Origin of the sequence: Cytobacillus mangrovibacter, assembly GCF_042865275.1 — a bacterium.
Taxonomy (GTDB): Bacteria; Bacillota; Bacilli; order Bacillales; family Cytobacillaceae; genus Cytobacillus; species Cytobacillus mangrovibacter.
Genome location: NZ_JBIACJ010000001.1, coordinates 305,831 through 324,200 on the forward strand (window position 1 = coordinate 305,831; position 18,370 = coordinate 324,200).

The 18,370-nt window shown below is 36.7% G+C and carries 19 protein-coding genes, 1 tRNA gene and 1 pseudogene; 5 read left to right on the plus strand and 16 right to left on the minus strand.

Annotated features, from left to right (window positions below; translation table 11 throughout):
• Window positions 1-30: 30 nt before the first annotated feature.
• From ACFYKT_RS01525 to ACFYKT_RS01550, 6 genes are all read right to left on the minus strand, one after another.
• Window positions 31-3,165 (minus strand): AAA family ATPase, encoded by a 3,135-nt coding sequence (locus ACFYKT_RS01525; RefSeq protein WP_389214437.1) that lies wholly within the window; start codon window positions 3,163-3,165, stop codon window positions 31-33.
• On the minus strand, window positions 3,162-4,307 hold the full coding sequence (locus ACFYKT_RS01530; RefSeq protein ID WP_389215378.1) for an exonuclease SbcCD subunit D: 1,146 nt from the start codon (window positions 4,305-4,307) through the stop codon (window positions 3,162-3,164). Before ACFYKT_RS01530 ends, ACFYKT_RS01525 begins: the two co-directional genes overlap by 4 nt.
• 160 nt (window positions 4,308-4,467) lie before the next feature.
• Window positions 4,468-4,668: a cold-shock protein gene (locus ACFYKT_RS01535; protein WP_389214440.1), complete on the minus strand. Its 201-nt coding sequence runs from the start codon at window positions 4,666-4,668 to the stop codon at window positions 4,468-4,470.
• A 207-nt stretch (window positions 4,669-4,875) separates the two neighbouring features.
• The gene (locus ACFYKT_RS01540) at window positions 4,876-5,013 is read right to left on the minus strand and encodes a YvrJ family protein (protein ID WP_102275753.1); all 138 of its coding nucleotides are present in this window, start codon (window positions 5,011-5,013) and stop codon (window positions 4,876-4,878) included.
• A 110-nt stretch (window positions 5,014-5,123) separates the two neighbouring features.
• A complete protein-coding gene (locus tag ACFYKT_RS01545; RefSeq protein WP_389214444.1) occupies window positions 5,124-5,342 on the minus strand; it encodes a DUF2922 domain-containing protein in 219 nt (72 codons plus the stop codon).
• Between the two features lie 60 nt (window positions 5,343-5,402).
• Window positions 5,403-5,621: a DUF1659 domain-containing protein gene (locus ACFYKT_RS01550; protein ID WP_389214448.1), complete on the minus strand. Its 219-nt coding sequence runs from the start codon at window positions 5,619-5,621 to the stop codon at window positions 5,403-5,405.
• A 162-nt stretch (window positions 5,622-5,783) separates the two neighbouring features.
• On the opposite strand from ACFYKT_RS01550, the gene ACFYKT_RS01555 reads away from it, so the two are divergent.
• A complete protein-coding gene (locus ACFYKT_RS01555; RefSeq protein ID WP_389214451.1) occupies window positions 5,784-6,062 on the plus strand; it encodes a phage holin family protein in 279 nt (92 codons plus the stop codon).
• An 85-nt stretch (window positions 6,063-6,147) separates the two neighbouring features.
• Here ACFYKT_RS01555 and ACFYKT_RS01560 read toward each other — a convergent pair whose 3' ends face one another.
• The 5 genes from ACFYKT_RS01560 to ACFYKT_RS01580 form a co-directional block, all read right to left on the minus strand.
• Window positions 6,148-7,839 (minus strand): methyl-accepting chemotaxis protein, encoded by a 1,692-nt coding sequence (locus ACFYKT_RS01560; RefSeq protein ID WP_389214454.1) that lies wholly within the window; start codon window positions 7,837-7,839, stop codon window positions 6,148-6,150.
• 382 nt (window positions 7,840-8,221) lie between these two features.
• The gene (locus ACFYKT_RS01565; protein ID WP_389214457.1) at window positions 8,222-8,530 is read right to left on the minus strand and encodes an iron-sulfur cluster assembly accessory protein; all 309 of its coding nucleotides are present in this window, start codon (window positions 8,528-8,530) and stop codon (window positions 8,222-8,224) included.
• A 221-nt stretch (window positions 8,531-8,751) separates the two neighbouring features.
• Complete coding sequence (locus ACFYKT_RS01570) at window positions 8,752-8,880, minus strand: hypothetical protein (RefSeq protein WP_389215381.1); 129 nt, start codon at window positions 8,878-8,880, stop codon at window positions 8,752-8,754.
• A gap of 112 nt (window positions 8,881-8,992) precedes the next feature.
• Window positions 8,993-10,168 (minus strand): IS200/IS605 family element RNA-guided endonuclease TnpB, encoded by a 1,176-nt coding sequence (tnpB, locus tag ACFYKT_RS01575; protein WP_389214459.1) that lies wholly within the window; start codon window positions 10,166-10,168, stop codon window positions 8,993-8,995.
• A 100-nt stretch (window positions 10,169-10,268) separates the two neighbouring features.
• On the minus strand, window positions 10,269-10,451 hold the full coding sequence (locus ACFYKT_RS01580) for a hypothetical protein (protein WP_389214462.1): 183 nt from the start codon (window positions 10,449-10,451) through the stop codon (window positions 10,269-10,271).
• 161 nt (window positions 10,452-10,612) lie between these two features.
• On the opposite strand from ACFYKT_RS01580, the gene ACFYKT_RS01585 reads away from it, so the two are divergent.
• Together ACFYKT_RS01585 and ACFYKT_RS01590 are read left to right on the plus strand one after the other, a co-directional pair.
• The gene (locus tag ACFYKT_RS01585) at window positions 10,613-11,200 is read left to right on the plus strand and encodes an Ltp family lipoprotein (protein ID WP_389214465.1); all 588 of its coding nucleotides are present in this window, start codon (window positions 10,613-10,615) and stop codon (window positions 11,198-11,200) included.
• A 591-nt stretch (window positions 11,201-11,791) separates the two neighbouring features.
• Window positions 11,792-12,016, plus strand: a complete 225-nt coding sequence (locus tag ACFYKT_RS01590) for a hypothetical protein (protein WP_389214468.1) — start codon at window positions 11,792-11,794, stop codon at window positions 12,014-12,016.
• Between the two features lie 35 nt (window positions 12,017-12,051).
• On the opposite strand, the gene ACFYKT_RS01595 is transcribed toward ACFYKT_RS01590, so the two are convergent.
• The 4 genes from ACFYKT_RS01595 to ACFYKT_RS01610 form a co-directional block, all read right to left on the minus strand.
• Entirely contained in the window at window positions 12,052-12,327 is a 276-nt protein-coding gene (locus tag ACFYKT_RS01595) for a hypothetical protein (RefSeq protein WP_389214471.1), read from the minus strand.
• 1,273 nt (window positions 12,328-13,600) lie between these two features.
• Window positions 13,601-14,050, minus strand: coding sequence for a hypothetical protein (locus ACFYKT_RS01600; RefSeq protein ID WP_389214474.1), 450 nt, complete (start codon window positions 14,048-14,050; stop codon window positions 13,601-13,603).
• Window positions 14,051-14,254: 204 nt separating this feature from the next.
• A tRNA-Sec gene (locus tag ACFYKT_RS01605) sits at window positions 14,255-14,351 on the minus strand.
• 190 nt (window positions 14,352-14,541) lie between these two features.
• Window positions 14,542-14,757: a hypothetical protein gene (locus ACFYKT_RS01610; RefSeq protein WP_389214477.1), complete on the minus strand. Its 216-nt coding sequence runs from the start codon at window positions 14,755-14,757 to the stop codon at window positions 14,542-14,544.
• Window positions 14,758-15,773: 1,016 nt separating this feature from the next.
• Between ACFYKT_RS01610 and ACFYKT_RS01615 the strand changes: the two genes are divergently transcribed.
• Entirely contained in the window at window positions 15,774-16,142 is a 369-nt protein-coding gene (locus tag ACFYKT_RS01615) for an FtsW/RodA/SpoVE family cell cycle protein (RefSeq protein WP_389214479.1), read from the plus strand.
• Between the two features lie 2 nt (window positions 16,143-16,144).
• The gene (locus tag ACFYKT_RS01620) at window positions 16,145-16,516 is read left to right on the plus strand and encodes an FtsW/RodA/SpoVE family cell cycle protein (protein WP_389215384.1); all 372 of its coding nucleotides are present in this window, start codon (window positions 16,145-16,147) and stop codon (window positions 16,514-16,516) included.
• Between the two features lie 251 nt (window positions 16,517-16,767).
• Here the strand turns inward: ACFYKT_RS01620 and tnpC are convergent.
• Window positions 16,768-18,342: pseudogene (gene tnpC / locus ACFYKT_RS01625) on the minus strand (IS66 family transposase).
• Window positions 18,343-18,370 lie beyond the last annotated feature (28 nt).

Genomic DNA, 18,370 nt, shown 5'->3' on the forward strand with positions numbered 1-18,370 from the left:
GAATCCTACCCTTTTCAATTTATCAAATATTTATGCCAAAAATTGAAATTCAGTCCTACTGCCCGTTTGATCGGCAATGACTTCAAGCCGTGCGTCTATTCTTTCTTTTAATTCAGGAACATGTGAAATAATCCCGACAAGTCTTCCGCTGCTTTGGATGTCAATTAAAGCTTCAACTGCTTGATCTAGCGATTCGGGATCAAGTGTGCCGAATCCTTCATCAATAAACATGGTCTCAAGTGAAACACCTCCAGCATATTGTTGAACAACATCCGCTAAGCCTAAAGCAAGTGCTAGTGCAGCTTTAAAACTCTCTCCGCCAGATAAAGTTTTTACATGTCTATCTTGACCCGTATATTGATCAAAGACAAGCAATTCTAATCCGCTCTGAACATTTCCTTTTGAGCGGTCTGTTTTTCTAAGAAGCTCATACCTTCCGCTCGTCATTCTATTTAGCCTGCCGTTTGCTTCCCTCAAGATATCATCAAGAAAAGCAGCTAAGACGAATCTTTCAAATGTAACACGGTACGTATTTTGACCCTTAGCAATCTCATAGAGATGACCAATGACTTTGTATTTCTCTTCAAGCAACTTTACATCTTCATTGATACGATTAATCTTAGTCATTATTTCTTCATTATCTCTTTTTTTAATAAAAAGATTTGTATATTCATCCTGAAGCAGGCTAATTTGTGCTGTTATCTCTGTGAATGCGGCATTAAGCTTGTCCATATCTGGCTTTTCCAGATTTTCTAGAAGCTTGTCCAATTCATTGTAGCGATCATTCACTGATCGAACTTCTTCACGATAATCAATAAATGCCTTCTCAAGCCGCTTAATTTCTTGTTCGGATTTCTTAGCTCCATTATACTCCCCATAGGTTGCAAAGCCTTGGGCATTCATCCGAAATACAAATGCTTCTCTTTCTTTAATAAGCTGTAGATTGATTTTTTTCGAACTCTTTTCGATTGTTTCACATTTTGCCATTTCTGCGAGGTATATCTCTTTTCTATTTTGATACATTTGCTGTGCTTCTTCTAGTCTATTTAGAAGCTCCGCCTGTTGTTTGATTGCTTGTTGCACTTGTTCTTCAAAGACTTTAATAGACCTAATCTCCTCAGGGATATTTTCCATCATTCTTTTCAAGTTCGTTCTTTTTTCCGTGTAAAGAATCATCGCTTCATTCATCTGCTCATTCATGATTTGAAGCTCAGAGGAACATCTTTCTTTTTCTTGTTCTACTTGCTTTAATTCAATTAAACAACCTGAAAGCCGATCAACACTCTTAGTTAATACAGAATGTTTTGCTGTTAACTCTTGCCTTTCAGACAAGATCGTATTTTTGTAGACCGGGAAATCGGCTGGAGATAAATTAGGCTGTTGTTTTTGTATATCCCCTATAATATTATTTATTGACTCCTTTAGTGAGGCGATCATTGATTGAGCCTCATAAAAGGCCTTTTCAGCATTTGCTTTTTCCTTATCAATTTCTTCATATTGTTGCTTGGCTGTTTTAATATCTTGTTCATTTGGAATAGCATCTCCAGAAGAAGCAAGCTTTGGATGATGTTCAGAACCGCATACTGGGCAGGCATCCCCTTCATGAAGCTTGTTTGCAAGCAAGCTTGCTTGTCCATGCAGCCACTTTTCTTCTAACTCTAAAGTCACACTTTTTGCATCAGCTAATCGAGCGACTGCATTTGCCAAGAGTTCTTTTTTTCTTTCAAATTGAAGAGCTGTCTGATCCAAACGAGCTTGCTGGTCCTCGAATTTATTTAAGTATGATATCTCTCCAGCCAATTTTTCCAGCCTATGCGTAATTTCAATTATATTAAGCTGATTTCGTTCGATCTCTTGCTTTTCCTCATTTAACATAAGGAGAGCTTTTTCTGTCTTTTTTTCCGCTTCTTCTATCACTGCCTTTTGCATAGACTTCTTCTCAAGCTGACTTTTTATTTCCTGAACTTCCTTTTGAACACTTGAAAACGATTGGATGTCTTCTTTCATATTATTCAAATAGCCTATTTTCTCACCAATTGCTATTCTTTCTGGTTCACGCTTCTTTTCAGCCTCCCATCTTTCTTCCTGTTCTTTCAGCTGAATAGAAAGGAATGATATTTTTTCTTTTAAAGAGGAAAGCTCCTCATTTGCTGCATCCCACTCCTTTTTCAGATGATGACAAAGCTCTTCCTGCTGGGCAAGGACTGCCGCTTTTTGGGCGAGGTTGATTTGTCCTTCTATTTGGTCAAATCTTTCCTTTTCCTTTTCAAGCGCTGCTTTTTTTAATTGCAATTCTTCCTTTGCTTTCAACTGTTTAATAATGGCTTCTGCTTCATATAGCTTTTGCTGAAGGATATTTCTTTGTTCTTGTTTTTCCTTTAAGCCGCCTGCAAGTTTAGCAAGTTCATCTGACATTTGGCTGATTTCAGATTGTAGAAAGGGCATAATAAGATGATCATTCATACTCCCAACATCCAAATAACCTTTTAACTCCTCATTATATTGAGCATGGATATTCTGAATTGCTTGGTTTCGATTCTCTATTTGCTTTTCAACTGTTTTTTTGAGATCCACTGCATCTTCCTTTAGCTTCTCCTCAATTCGTTTGTATACTTGTGTATGAAAGAGGCGCTGAAGAATGACTTCCTTGTCTTTACTTTCTGAAGTTAGCAGCTTTCTGAACTCTCCTTGAGGGATCATCAGGATCTGTCTAAATTGATTACTATCAATAATCATAATTTCTTTCACTTTTTCATCGACATCACGGACATTTGAAGCAAGAAGCTGTTTGTTGCCATCTAAGTCATATAGGTATAATTCTGCTTTTGCTCCAATTGTTGTAAACCCATCTCCACGCGCCTTTTTCTTATCTTGCTGAGGAGATCTCGTGATGAAATAAGTTTTATTCCTTAAAATAAATTCAAGAGATACTTCTGTGCCTGTTTCATCTTTGGCAAATTGGCTTCTAAGATCTGGTCCGTTTCGATCTTCTCCGCTTGCCTTGCCATAAATCGCGTAGCTGATTCCGTCAAAAATAGTCGTTTTACCTGAGCCAGTTTTTCCTGAAATCACAAACATTGTCCGATTGCCCAGCTTCGTAAAATCAATCTCTTCACATCCAGCATACGGACCGAAGGCTTGCATGGTTAATTTTAACGGTCTCATTTTTTCGCCTCCTCCTTCAATGTTTTTTCAATTACTTCAGTCATAACTGCCTTTTTTTCATCTGTAAATTCCGAGGTAGTCATTTCCTCGTAAAATTGCTTAAACAGCTCAAGCTCGGACTTCTTGTCTTCCTTTGCTGAGGAAAATGAATGCTTTTTCTTCATATCTGTAATGGCTATTTTCCGTTCGAGGTGAAGTACATTCGGATAAATTTGCCGAAGCTTGTTAATAGGATCTATTAATGCCCCTTCATCATGTAGAATAATTTTCAAGTAGTCAGTTACATTTTGCTTTTCATAAAAGCTAGGATCCATTAATTCATCCAGATGTCCTTCAATCTCCCGCATATCATTCTTTGGAGCAATAGAACGAATACGTAAATCAAATTGACCATTGTCTTTCATTTCAATAATTGAAATCGATTTCTCTTGCTTGGCTTCTGAAAAGGAGTATTTTAAGAGGGAGCCTGAATAGCGGACTTTAGGATGTTTAATGGAATCTGGACTATGCAAATGGCCTAATGCGGTATACGAGAATGGTTCAAAAAGTTCCACCCCTACACAGCCTGAGCCTCCAACAGATAGGGTTCGCTCGGAATCACTCGTTTTCCCTCCAAGGACAAAGGCATGTCCAACAAACACATTAGGCTCATTTGGATTCAATGTGTCTTCTATTCTGCCAATCATCGCTTTCATTGCCTCTTGATGTGTATGAATGGTTTCATTGTTTAGAAGGTGACGTACCATTCCTGGCTCAGCATATGGAGCAAGATAGAAGTTCACCCCATTTATTTGTATGGGACGGATTTCTCGCTCTAACTTCCCAGATAAATAGAATTGGCTTTGCTTATACCACGAACTTCCGAATGATAATCTTTCAGCACTATCATGGTTGCCTCCAATGGCAACGATAGGTATCTTTAATTCTACATTGATTCTAAAGAGGATTTCATTAAGTAGTTCGACCGCATCAGTTGGCGGGACCGAACGATCATACAAGTCTCCTGCAATGACAACCGCATCTGGCTTCTCTTCCTCAACTAATTCAACGAATTTATTAAGAAAGTAGCGTTGATCTTCTGTCATATATAGACCATGAACAAGCTTTCCTAAGTGCCAGTCAGCTGTATGAATAAATTTCAATTCTTCCACATCTCCTTGCTTCATTATCATATCTTCGCTATCTATCATTATATCAAAATTAGTAGATTGAAGTGGTTCTAACCTTAGAAAGAAAAAATGCAAACGTACAAAAAACAGTCCTGCCAAAATGACAGGACTGTTTCAATTATTGGTTGATCAATTATAGTTTATTTACGTTAGCAGCTTGTGGTCCACGAGCTCCTTCAACAACTTCGAAAGATACTTCTTGACCTTCTTCTAATGATTTGAAACCTTCTGTTTGGATTGCAGAGTAATGTACGAATACATCGTTACCATCTTCAGCTTCGATGAATCCAAAACCTTTTTCAGCATTAAACCATTTAACTTTACCGTTTTTCATGTGAAAAATCCTCCTATTGGCAATAAGAAGCCATGTGTTAATTCACCATTCACCACGATTATAGCTTTTACTCCATTCCTTATCCAAACAATAGTATTCTCTGGAAAAATCAGCTTGCAAAAATATAATTCGATGCTTAATGGCTGATTTAAATTTAACACTATTAGAAAATAAAGTCAATCCAAAACAGCTCTACAAAGCTATCTATTACTCTTTTAATCGTTCTGGAAGACTTTGAATTGAAGTAACCACAACATCTAGTTTGGCCTCGATTCGGTGCAGTAAAAAAAGCGTGACAACGACTGGAAACCCAACTTCACTAATTAATGGGATGAATTCTTCCATCCTCCCAAACCCCTTTCTTTTATAATTGGATTTTAATCAACAACAAACGCTAACATAGTCTACTTATTAAGAAAGAAGCGGTCCACATTTACAAACCGCTCCTTCTTTCATTACGCCCATTCGTATTCGGTTACATTTCGTTCAACTAGCCTTGCCCCTTCTGCCGTCACAAGATCCCCATTATTTGTTTGAATGATATTTGCGGAAATAATTTGTTCCATTGCCAGTTTTACAGTAGCTACTTCTACCGGTTCCTTCGGATTATCAATAGACAGACGAGATATCTTACCTGTTTCAGTTAAAAATGCTAATTCTAGAGATTTAGCCATCAAACTCACCTCCTTGCAATATAGTTTTTACTATTTTCGCCCCTTAATCACACTATACTTTTACCCAACGATATCAAAGCTGTCGTTCCTTACTACAGTTGCAAGTGGGTCATTGCTTAAGGATGCAAGTGCTTGAGTTACTTGATAAATTTGATCAGCACTTGCTGTTTTCTTTACATTTCCAATCGTTTTCGATTTGTAAATTGGTTCTCCTTTCTCATTTAAACCTGCTTCGAAGCTAAGACGAATCTTTGTATCAATCATTAATGCTTGTGCCATTTTCTCACCTCCCTTCACCCTCTATATATATAAAAGTGAAAGAAAAGGACATGGTTGAATTTAAAAATAAATAGATTTACTAATTTTTATATGGATAGAAAAACAAGCCGATAGTTAATTTTTTCATATGATAGTAGAAGACAAGCGAAGGAGGTGTGGAATATGGATTTACTTGCTTATCTGAACGAAAATTATCTTATGCTCGTTCCAGCTTTATGGGTGCTCGGGTTCGCATTGAAACAAACGCCAATCATTCCTGATTGGATGATCATTTGGATCATTCTTCTTGTCTCAGTCATTGTTGGGAGTATCGCATTTGGCCTTTCCTTTACAGGAGTAATTAACGGAATTGTTGCTGCAGGAGTAGCTGTATTAGGACATCAAATGCTAAAGCAAACATTTTTAGGGAAAGAGGGGAAGAAAAAGAAGAATGGTGATTAAACAATATCTTCGAACAAAAAAGGACTAGCAAAAAAACTAGTCCTTTTTTGTCATTATTTATGGGATTGTAATTTCTCTTTTAATCTTATAACTTAAACCTTGAAACTACTGATTGCATTTCCTCAGCAAGCCTCGCAAGTGATGTGGATGAGGCTGTAACCTCTTCCATTGTTGCCAATTGCTCCTCAGTTGCAGCGGAGGATTCTTCAATGGCCGTCACGCTTTTCTCGGAAATGTCTTTCACTTCTTGAATAACCACATTGATTTGGTCGGATAAGATTGACAATTTCTCAAGTAAAGTTGTTACATTTCCAACTTTCCCTGTTACACGGCCTATTGTCTGAGCGATATTTGTAAAGGCAATCCTAGCCTCTTTCGTATCTTCAAGTCCCATGATTACTTGCTTATTACCAACTTCCATTGCATGGACTGCTTGATCTGTCTCTTTCTGGATCATCCCAATCATGCGATGAATCTGCTCGGCAGATCTTTTAGATTGTTCGGCAAGCTTTCGCACTTCATCAGCAACAACTGCGAAGCCTTTTCCATGTTCGCCAGCTCTAGCTGCTTCAATTGCTGCATTTAAAGCCAAAAGATTCGTTTGTTCTGTAATATTGGTAATGATGCTAATAATATCACTAATTTCATTCGAACGAGCTTCCAGCTGCTGGATTGAGCTTGATGCATGTTTGACTGATAAGCTAATCTCGTTCATCTGATGCACTACATTTTCAACTGTTTGTTCCCCGCTTATTGTTAAAGTACTTGCTTGTTCTGTCACTGTGTACATTTCTTCACTACTTTTAGTAATCTCGTGTATGTTTGCAACCATTTCACTTACTGAATTCGCAACTTCATTAAAGCTCAATAGCTGCTTTTCAATACCTGCAGAATTAGTTTTTGAAATCTGCGCAACCTGTTCCGAAGCAAGGGTACTTTGCTCAGCACTAGCTGCCAGCTCTTCACTGCTTGAAGCAAGCTGTGTGGAGCTCGTCCTTACTTGGCCCACCACATTTCTTAAATCCTTAACCATTTTATTTAATGACTGAATGAGGGAACCAATTTCATCTCGATTTTTCACTTTTATTTCATCTACATTTAATTCTCCATTTGCAATTCGATCGATGGATTGAGATGCAATCTTAATAGGTTCAGTAATTAGTCTACTAATAAAAATCGCAATAGCCATTGCTACAACGATAGTAACAATACTAAGAATGATGACAAATAGCTGTATAGATGAAGTAGTTTGCTTTGTTCGCTGACTATCTTTATCTAATTCATTTTCTTGATATTTTATAAGTTCATCTGCTTTTTCACTGAATGAACCACCAATTTCTTTTGCTGATGTTTGAATAAGCTCCATATAAGCTGATTCATTTTCCATAATTTTATATTTTATTGCCGCTTCAGTGATTCCTTCAAATTCAGTATGTAAATCTTTCAATTCAGCTATTAATAGGTGTGCCTCTTTATTTTTGGTTGACTTCTCCAACTCTTCTAATTGCTGAATTAATCTTTTTCGTGCCATATCATAATCAGTTAAATTAGTTGATTGACCTGTCAATAAATACCCTCTAATCCCATTGGATTCAATCATCAGGTCCTCTTTGAAGTTTTTGACAAGAATGAGCTGATTTACCCTCTCATTTAATAGACTAGTATATTGATCATCCACTCTTTTTAGTTGAACATTAGAAATACCTGCGACAATTGCGAATAACAAAAGGACAGATAAAAAACCAAAAATCAACTTTTTCCGTATAGTAACTCTCATTCTTTTTCCTCATTTCATGCTGTAATAGGAGTTATTAATATATACTACCATAAATTTAGACCGAATTAACTACAAAAAACATTCAGAAGCATCTGCTCACACTAATTAGGTAAATGTCGAGCTGTTAAATTCTACTGTACTGGTTATTCCTTCGTACATAAAGACTTGTTTAAACAATTAGGCCAACCAGTTTTTACACAAAAAAAGCCGTTCATCATCTCTGGATATGATGAACGGCTTTAAGTAGACCACAGACCTTTAGGAGGAGATCTTTCCCAATATGTTATTCTTTTCGAAATAATTTGTTTGGACAAACCCCTACCATTTGAATCTTTTATTCGATTAAAAGGAATATTTCAAATTAATTTGTGACTAAATCTCATCAATGGTGATGATGCCCATGTGATTCTTTAGATGGGTTTGTGATTTCAAAACCTTCTTGAGGCACGTAAAAATATTTAATCCAAACACCATCTAAAAATTCTTCACGCTTATCTAAGATAATATCAATACCTTTATCTGTTTTAACGATTTCATCATGTTCTGTTGGTGTATCAAGCTTAAGATCATAATGGGCATGATCGCCATGCATATGCGTTATGAATACACGAATGGCTTTTCCATTTGCCTCTTCGGTGCTAAGCATATTATTTAGTACTTTTGCTGCATTGCGGTTAATTTTGCAATTCATATTCATTCCTCCATCATGAGTAGAACTATGTATAATTCTTTTTCTTATTTTAGCCAAGAAAAAGATCATTTACCCTTAATAGTCTTCTTAAATTGATTCATGCTTATGATAGCCTTGTAGCTTGATTCAAAGTTTCAGCAGAAGCCGCTACATAATTTGAAATAAAGCATTTGCGGATTTTGAAATGCACCCATATACCATACAGGTTTAAGCCCAATTCGTTATTGAATCTTTTCAACTCTAAGAAGTTTCTCATAAAAGGCGGAGTCTAATTTTCCTTTAAAAAGATCAATCGGATGTTCACGCAGAGTTTGCCTAAGACTATCCACACTGCTATGTGTATCAATAATAGCGCGAAGCTATCTAACTTGAAGTATTGTCTTTTGAACTACCCCACTTAATTTCTACCGAAATTTGAAGTAGGAGATTCCTAAGAACACCAGTGTATCCACTAGTTATTGATTAGGCGATCCCTGTCGTTCCGACAGTTAGAAGTCTTATGGCTTCATTTTTAAGATTTAAGCTTGCGTTACGATCTCGATTGTGATGTGTTTGGCACGCTGGGCATTGCCATTCACGCAGTCCAAGATTTTTAACGTCTTTATTTTTATAGCCACAACAAGAACATAATTGACTAGAAGCGAAGTTTTTTGCCACAGTTACCACTTGTTTTCCGTACCATTTCGCCTTATATTCAATCATCGTTTTGAATTGTGACCAAGATACTTCAACGATTGCTTTGGAAAGATTCCCATTTTTAAGCATATGAGATACCGACAAATTTTCCATTCCGATTATGTCGTGGTTTTTGACGATTTCGGTTGATATTTTGTCGAGATAATCTTTTCTTGCATTCGATATTCTTTCATGAATACCTGCTACTTTCATTTTCGCTTTATGCCAGTTCGAGCCACCTATTGACCGTCTGCTCATGATTCGTTGTGCTCTTGTTAACTTTTCTTCTAGGGTGCGGAAAAACTTTGGATTAGAGTAGATGGTTCCATTGGAGAAGATAACGAAGTCTTTTATGCCGACATCGATGCCAACAGCAGAATTTGTCTTCTGCCATTCTGTTACTTCTACTTCGGTTGTTAAAGATATAAAATATTTGCTAGTTGGATTTCGCCTAATGGTTGCACGTATCATTCGACCTTCAACTTCACGGCTTTTCGCAAATCGAACGTTTCCTAGTTTCGGTAACTTAATCTTATTTTCAACAACAGCAATGTTTCCATTTGTATACTTTGTGGTATAAGACTGCAATTTGTTCTTTTTGGACTTAAAACGTGGCTGCTTATTTTGCTTTTTGTAATAGCGATCATAGGAATCAGCTAGGTTTTCAATAGATTTTTGTAAGGCGATACTATCTACTTCTCTCAAGAAAGGGTAATACTTTTTTAATTCAGGCAGGGATTTTATCGTTTCGTATTTGTTTAAGTAGTTCCCTTTCCAATTATTTGTTGAAAGTTGACCATTCTGCTTCAATTCTTCACAAATATACCAGTAAGCATCTTTTTCTTTTTGTTTACTGAGAAAGAAGTTGAACACAAATCTTGAACAGCCAATGGTTTTATTAATTAGTTCAATCTGTTGCTTATTTGGATAGATACGAAACTTATAGGATTTGTTCACAAGCAAATATTTCACCTCACCATCAAGAACGTTTGTTCTTATTCTATCATAATAATAGTGTTTTGGCTACCGCCAACCGACATTCATCCCTCACTTAATCATCGGGCTAATGGAAAGCTTCGGTCCTTTGAACGGTCATTCTTTCCTCATTTCTTATAGCTTCAATCATGACCTTCCTTGCCCATTCATTAAAGTTGAAACCATCTTGATTAACCTTCTGAATAATTTTTAAATCATTGGGATTAGTTTTATTTAAGGAAACGGTCTTTTTAACTTTGTTATTACTCAATCGCCCATCCTCCCTCCTACCTTGATGATATAAAGGTAGGGCCGGGATGGCTGATTTATGACTAAAATTAACAATTGTCTAGTTTTGTCGAATTCCTAGTATTATTTTCACACCTTTTGTAAACTTGTATGTGGAATTAGAATGTGTAAGGGGGAAGTTACATGAAAGAAAAGAAGAAGAAGCCACTCATTAAAAAATGGTGGTTTTGGGTCATTGTTGTATTAATCATTGGTTCAATCGGGGCAAATATAGATGAAGAAGAATCTGTAAAAGAAGAACCTATGCAAGAAGATGTTGAAACAGCCGTACAGCCAGAAGAGGAAGAGGCAAATAAAGAAACTCCTGAAGAGAAGGCTGCTCGAGAAGCAAAAGAAGCTGAAGAAAAAGCAGCTGCCGAAGCAAAAGCTAAAGAAGAAGCTGAAGCCAAGGCAAAAGAAGACGGTATTCCTAGGGAACATAAATCAGCGTTAAAGAAAGCAGAATCCTACGCAAAAACTATGCAAATGTCAAAGGCTAGCATATACGATCAATTAACATCTGAGTATGGAGAGAATTTCCCTCCAGAAGCCGCTCAATACGCTATTGATAACATTGTATTCGATTGGAAAGAAAATGCATTGAAAAAAGCACAATCATATGCAGAAACTATGGACATGTCTGATTCAGCTATTTACGATCAGTTGATTTCGGAATACGGGGAAAAATTTACTGAGGAAGAAGCGCAATACGCAATCGATAATTTAGAATAAGATAAAAATAAGCCCCTTCAAAAAAACAACCGTCTCATTAAGAGGCGGTTGTTATATAGTACTAACTTTCATAATGTCCATAAACGGAACTTTAGTAATATTAAAAAGGAGATGGAATTATGATAAAAAACCGCTGATAATCCAACTGGCCATACTCCATTTACTACCCAGGTAATGCAATATTCTTGGTATCGCCATTTCGGATCCCTTCTTTCTACTAAACATAATAATTTGAATCTCAATCCATAAAAAACCATAAACATGTTATAATCAGGAAATCATACAAAAAGGCGGTCATGTAAACATGATGGATAATATGGCATTCTTTGCAATTATTCCTTTATTAATTTATTTAGCTATTATAGGTTTCGCGATTTGGTTTTGTGTTAGTCTAATAAACGCACAAAAAGAGAGGAACAGGATTCTAAAAGAAATATCAACTAAATTAGATAATGTAAACCCTGGTATAAAGGAAGAGTAAACGACTCTTTCTTTTTTTCTATTAAACACAATAATTCCTTTATTAATCTATACATGCACTCAGTTTCTTCAAAAACATACAATGCTTTTGAAGGAAAGGAGTGATAAAAAATGCCATGGCAAAATAAAATTAGATACTTGATAGGTCAACCTATAGGTATTTCATTATCAAATGGACAAGGAACTTCAGGTGTTCTATGTGGTGTATCTGGCGAAAAGCTCCTTGTGATTGAATATTTATACCAGTCACAATTCGCATTAAAGCAATATGACTTTTATATGATTCAAGATATTAATGGATTTCCACCCTGCCAAAACCAACAACCATTATATTAAGGATTCTGCCCTCTATAGAGGGTTTTTTTGGGAACCTAAATACATATCCGGTTGATCAAATGCGCAAATATACGAAATAAGGTATCGTCACCTAGCATTTCGTCAAGCCGATTTAGTATCGCGCCAGCCTTGCCATCAAGCGCCTTTTGACCGTCACGCACAATTTTCGGATTCCCATTTGCGTCTGTTCCGAATTCAGTTGCAAATTTATCCAAAAAGTAAGCAGTCCGCACTTGCCCGTCTCTTCGCAATTCCTCCGCCCGTTGTTCACGAAAGACCTCATCCTCTAATAATCGTTTGATTGCGAACAAACTACCTCCATTCGTCTTAGCAAACTCACGTAAGATTGATCACGACTGCTCCATCGTTTCCATATCACAAAAAAAGTCGAACGCTATCTCTTATTTACTAATTCAATCTCGTTCCAGACATCTATAACCGTGTTTTCAATGTTAAGAACAGTGTACGCCAATGTGCTTACGTTCGAAGATTCATTTAATGTCTCATCTTAAATGGTTCTGTGTACTTCTTGAAGAACCTTTTTATACAGTTCAACTTGATGTAATAATTTATTGTTTTCCAACCCTTCATGAAAAGGGTCATTATTAACATCGCTCAGGAGTGATTGCAACATTTCAATTTTCTGTTTCTGTTTTCCGAAAGCGACAAGGACTAATTAAACACGGCTAATGTTCCTATACCTGCATTTTGTTATTCAAGTTCTTTCCTCAACGTCACTACCTGATCTACAAGTTCCAAATTAACCCCTCCTACCTTTTGTTTCCAATTATCATATTCTTAACAACTAAAAACTTCATTCTGTAACCAATAGGTAATAATAACTAAAAATTTTTCAAATCATAGTTCTTTCGTATCATTTATTATGATAGACTAATTTCTAGTGCTTTAAACTAGACCCATTTTAAATGTGGTTCCATAATTCATAGAATTTTTTTATTATTTCATGAGGTGAAATTATGCTATTTACATCAAAGAAAAAATTCGAAAAGAACAAAAGAAAGAAAATTCTCCTAAAAAGATTAGTTTCGATTTTACAACAAGATAGAAAATCAAAAGAATTAGTTTAATGATAGGGAGACGAATAAGTTTCCTATCAATTAGCTTAATTACGATTATCCTATTTACTAATAATTATTTATGTTATAGATTTATATAAAGGGTCGAGCCTACATTCTCCCTTCATCTCTCGTGTCATAAAAACAAGGAGATGATAAATATGAAAATCCAAATCAATATTAAACAAGGTAACCTAAATATTTCGATTAAATGGGGTAAAGATGTGTGGGGAGTTAAAAATCCCAAAAGCTAATTTACCCGTTACCTAAAAGGTACATTCTATACTTCTGACTAGAAAGTAAAGACCCTTTAAACTAAGATGATGATGTGGTGGAGTAGGCATTCCTTAAGGAATGCCTACTCACCATAAGATTAATAATTTGATATTCCCTTTTAAAAAATGTTGCTAATCCTAACTTAAGGAAAAATGCAGCATTTTTTTCCTTAAGCCAATCTTTCGCTTCACCAATGCTGTTAAAAATGACATCCCTAAGATTGTTTTCTTTTCTAATCAGAATTAGATATTTCAATTTCAGCCCTGCAATCTAGTAAACTTAATACAAATTCTGTTTCACTAATTCTCCGCAATTCTGCAGCAATCTCAGCCAGCCTCTCGCTGTACTCCGCATCGCCAAACGTATCAACCAACACTTTGTAATCGCGATATTCATCGAGCAACGCGTCAATCTGCTCCGCTCGCGTCGGCACATACGGAAGTCTAACGGCGATTGTCTCCGTTCCATACACCGCAGGAAACAGCCATGCTTCGTTATACCACTCGACGCCACCTTCGAATTGATACGCGAATACGCCAAGGTTGGGAATAAATGCGCTCTGCTTGACGGTTTCATATCGTAGCTCGCGAACCTCGTGCGCATCCATGCCGTCGAGGACGTACAGGTCGTATACGATAACTAGTACCTCGCGCTGGTATTTCCTAGTTAAACCTTTTCGCATAATAAAAAAGCCCCTTCCGCAATTATATATTTGCGTAAGAGGCGAACGGTTCAAACGGTTTAAGCCGACTATTAAAACGGTCTTTCTCATCGGTCTACAACAGTCTTTCCTTAAACCGGACGAAAACCGTGTAGGTTGAACATATCAATCAACGTGTCAATCTCCGATTCAATCATCGGAAGAATGCCATCACTTCGCGGTTTTTGGCGGGACCGCCTGGGAATCGAACCCAGCTGACCTGGCACGCAGGTCACAAGCGGTTTTGAAGACCGTGGAGGGCACCAGCACCCCAATCAGCCCCGTGAAATAGTGTTATATCAATGTTTCTAGCGTGTTCCTCGCCAGTCTTTTTGCGAAGTTCTCGCCAGTCTCACTCTTAACTACCACGGACTCTATTATGTAGGAAGTATTCACCATTTTCAAGTGAAAAATTTGTGTCACAAAAAATCGCTATCAGGAAGAAAACATCTAGCGATTATGTTTTTAGTAAATTATTTTTTATTTCTTTCTACTGTAACTACAGAATCTTTACCATATTTGATAGGCACTCTTTCACTAATATAGCTTTTTAAAATTAATGCCCTGATTGCTTCATTCATTTCACTGTCAGTAATTGCATTTACATTTTTTACTTTAATGAAAAGGTTTGTAATTTCCTGAAGCATTTGAAATTCTTTAACATCCAGTTCCACCGTTATTTTTTTCACGATTGATTCCCTTCCCTTTAATTTGTAAAGAAGCCAGTGGTACACTTGTAAGTACGATTATTGAAGCATGTAAAACAGAATGGGATGAAGATTATAGGTTACTTCAACCATTCCTTTAGGATGATTTAGCTGAAGAAGATTTAGCATATGTGTCTTTTGAATTTTCATTTGCAGTAGCGTCCTTACATTTACAAGCTGTTCGTAATTTAACACCATACATTTATACTGAAGTTTATGATTATGTGTTAGATATGATGGCTATTGAAGATTGGGAAGAGCTTCAATCTTGGAAAGTTCTTTCTTCAAAGTGGATTAAAGAAAAAAACATTACTCCCTAACAACAAAAGGAGAAAAATACTTAGCCGCATACAAGCCTAGGTGCTCTCAGCCCCATATATCACTTAAACATATAATTGAGGAGGCGTCTTTTTGAGCTCTTTAAAATTCGAGGAATTTTTAAATAAAGTAACCTCTAAAGTGAAATCTAAAGAAGCGCATGACATGATCAAAAAAGAGCTTACCAATCATCTGGAAGAATTGAGCTAATCCTTCCAAAAAGGGAAAGCTTCTAAAGAAGAGGCAGATGCATAGGCGATACTAGAAATGGGAAACCCCTTTATCCTTGGAGACAATTTAAATCGTCTTCATAAACCGAAAATGGATTGGGTTCTAATTGTTCTGTTTGTTATTTTTGCAATTATCAGCTTTCTTCCGTTAAGGTGGAGTTCCAGATTTGTCAGTGTATAGTTCCTTTTTTATGACAAGACAGGTAATCTGGTTCACCCTTGCTGTTCTTGTAATCATTAGTTTTCTCTTCTTTGATTATAGAAAATTAAAGAGTTGGTGGATGCTTTTTTACGGATCAGCTTGATTCTGCTTTTATATACTAATTTATTTGGATTTTATATAATCAATGGAGTAAAAAAAGGGATTATATTTTTCGGGGTTAGATTAGATGTAACAACCTTAAGCTTATTTTTATTTTTTTCTTGCATGGTGTTGGTATCTTTACAAAGATGAATGAGTGTAACAATTGGAAAAAACAAGTATTACTGTTTTTCTTATTGTGGACTCCAATCCCACTCTACATAATGCTTCCACAATTTATGTATAGTATCATTTACTTTATCTGTACATTAGCAATGTTTGCTGTTTCCCATGTCAATAAAAAACTTGCCCTTAAGTTAGTCGTAGTCAATGTGGTGGCGAGTGTAATTTTCATTATTACACTAATCCTTTCCCGTCGCGGTGACTATTTCTTTACTAGACTATTCGCTTTTGTAAATCCAGATGCTGATCCGAATGGAGCAGGCTATATGTATACCTTGGTTATGGATATCCTTTCACATGCAGTTTGGTTTGGCAATAGACTTTACAAAATATAAATATCCAACAATTTCTCCCGGCAGCACATACGGATTTTGTTTTCCCCTATCTCGTCTATTCACTTGGCTGGATATTCGGAATACTGCTTTGTTTAATTCTGTTACTATTTATTTCACGAATCTCAATAAATGCGTTTAAAATAAAGGATCGATTTGGAAGATTATTAGTAATCGACGGTGCTGCATTATTTACCGTTCATGCTTGCTGGAATATCCTGATGGGCTTAGGAATTGTTCCAATCATAGAAGTCTCCCTACCGTTTATTAGTTATGGAGAAAACATGCTGCTATTTTACTTGGCCATTTTGGGCCTTATTCTGAACGTCCATCGAAGAAAGGATATTGTAGAGCCTACAATATTAAATCTAAAATAATGATTACTTATTATGGATTTGAGGAGATACGAAATTGTGGGCTGATTTGAAGACAATGATTCAATTGTTTGTTGCTTTAATTTAATCTAAATAGTTGATAGGGCAACGATTTATCACAGTGGTTTCCCTATCAATTTTTTCTAATATTTATAGCCTCTTCGTAAGCCCGAATTAATAAAACAAGCGTACCTTTCCGGTACGCATGGCAAATAGCCGTATATCGCGTTTTTTTCGTCGAAAATACGGCTAATTTACTTTCTGCAACATTCTGTTTGGATGTTTTTGGACCAGGGCATGTATTGATCTAGAATGGCAGAGTTTTGATAGATATGGAGATTTGGTAAGTCCGTCAAAAGTTTCTTCATGTATTCATAGAAATCGATGCCATTGCTTTTGGCAGTTTCTGCGATGCTCAAACAAATGGCGTTTGCCTTTGCACCGGCTTCGCTAACGGAAAATAGCCAATTTTTCCTTCCAATGACGTTGGGGCGGATAGCGTTCTCTGCCAGATTATTATCTATTTCAATGCGACCATCATACAAGAATGCCTTTAATCCAACGGCTCTGTTCAACGTATATTCCGCTGCTTTCGCAAGGGCATTTTTTCCGAAGAAAGGTGATGTTTCAACCCAATTAAGGAATTGATCTACAATTGGTCTCGAGTATTTTTGACGTTTCTTTCTGTGCTGACTTGGAGACAGATCCTTAAATTTCTTTTCCAGTCGGTATAACTTATCACAATAGCTCACACCGAGTTGCCCATTTTTACTATCCGCTTTCAGCCAATAACGTCGAACATGCGCCCAACAATGGGCGAACGTTACGCCTTCTAATTTCCCGTAGACAGAATAGCCATCACAAATAATGGTTCCCTTATACCCTTCTGTGAAACGTTCAAGGATAGAGCGAGCTCGTGGTAAAGCACTGTCAAATAGAATAATCGTCGGCCCTTGAGATGGCACGCTTCTATATACCCAGTTGTAGGCATTAGATTGACCTGACTTACCATCGGAACGGTTGATAATTTGTGCATGAGTTTCATCGACATGCAATATAGATTTAGCCATCATCAACGTTTTCATTCGTTCGTAGATCGGCAATAGCCAATCGTGAGATGAGCGAATAACCCAATTGGAAAGATTCTTATCATTGGTCTCCAATCCCTACCGTTTCCATTCATTTATCTGGCGGTAAAGTGGCAGGTATTGTGCAAATTTGTCATAGATGACTTTGGCAAGTACGCTAGGACTTGCGATGCTACGCTGAATGGCTGGTTGCGGAACTTTTCCACGTTTAATTTTTGCTGGTTGTGAGGTATCACTTTTACAATTTTTACATTCATAGGCATATTCGATATGCTGCACTTTCATCATTTTTGCAGGAATGAATTTAGCCTCTTCGCGGACAACAGTACCACCGATCTCCACCATTTGATGTTGGCAACATTCGCAAATTATATTTGCCAGATGATGATGGACTGCTTCTACTTCTATATCATCACGCAATGAATCGTTTCTCTTTTTCTTGTGTATTTTACGAACAACAGTATAAGAAATAGTCTGTTGGCTTTGTTCTTCTGTATGCTCAGAATCGTTAAAAGACGGGTCATCTTCAAATAATGAACCTTGCCCATCGGGCGCATTGTATCTAGATTTCTCTGTTTTAGACCCATATAAAAGCTTTGTTAATTGGCGAACTTGTTGTGATAAAGAATCAATCTGTTTCATCAATTCTTGATTTTGTTGATTTGAATGAGCCAGTTGTTCTTCGAGTAGTCGAATTAATTTTTCATTTGAAGATGAATCTTTTCCCACAACATTCACCACTTTCCGTTCGATTTCGCTCTTCCTATTA

Coding starts and splice junctions, on each gene's coding strand:
- ACFYKT_RS01555 (WP_389214451.1), top strand. CDS start 5,784: ATGGATTTACTTGCTTATCTGAACGAAAATTATCTTATGCTCGTTCCA.
- ACFYKT_RS01545 (WP_389214444.1), bottom strand. CDS start 5,342: ATGGCTAAATCTCTAGAATTAGCATTTTTAACTGAAACAGGTAAGATA.
- ACFYKT_RS01525 (WP_389214437.1), bottom strand. CDS start 3,165: ATGAGACCGTTAAAATTAACCATGCAAGCCTTCGGTCCGTATGCTGGA.
- ACFYKT_RS01585 (WP_389214465.1), top strand. CDS start 10,613: ATGAAAGAAAAGAAGAAGAAGCCACTCATTAAAAAATGGTGGTTTTGG.
- ACFYKT_RS01550 (WP_389214448.1), bottom strand. CDS start 5,621: ATGGCACAAGCATTAATGATTGATACAAAGATTCGTCTTAGCTTCGAA.
- ACFYKT_RS01540 (WP_102275753.1), bottom strand. CDS start 5,013: ATGGAAGAATTCATCCCATTAATTAGTGAAGTTGGGTTTCCAGTCGTT.
- ACFYKT_RS01600 (WP_389214474.1), bottom strand. CDS start 14,050: ATGCGAAAAGGTTTAACTAGGAAATACCAGCGCGAGGTACTAGTTATC.
- ACFYKT_RS01565 (WP_389214457.1), bottom strand. CDS start 8,530: ATGAATTGCAAAATTAACCGCAATGCAGCAAAAGTACTAAATAATATG.
- ACFYKT_RS01615 (WP_389214479.1), top strand. CDS start 15,774: ATGAATGAGTGTAACAATTGGAAAAAACAAGTATTACTGTTTTTCTTA.
- ACFYKT_RS01560 (WP_389214454.1), bottom strand. CDS start 7,839: ATGAGAGTTACTATACGGAAAAAGTTGATTTTTGGTTTTTTATCTGTC.
- ACFYKT_RS01535 (WP_389214440.1), bottom strand. CDS start 4,668: ATGAAAAACGGTAAAGTTAAATGGTTTAATGCTGAAAAAGGTTTTGGA.
- ACFYKT_RS01590 (WP_389214468.1), top strand. CDS start 11,792: ATGCCATGGCAAAATAAAATTAGATACTTGATAGGTCAACCTATAGGT.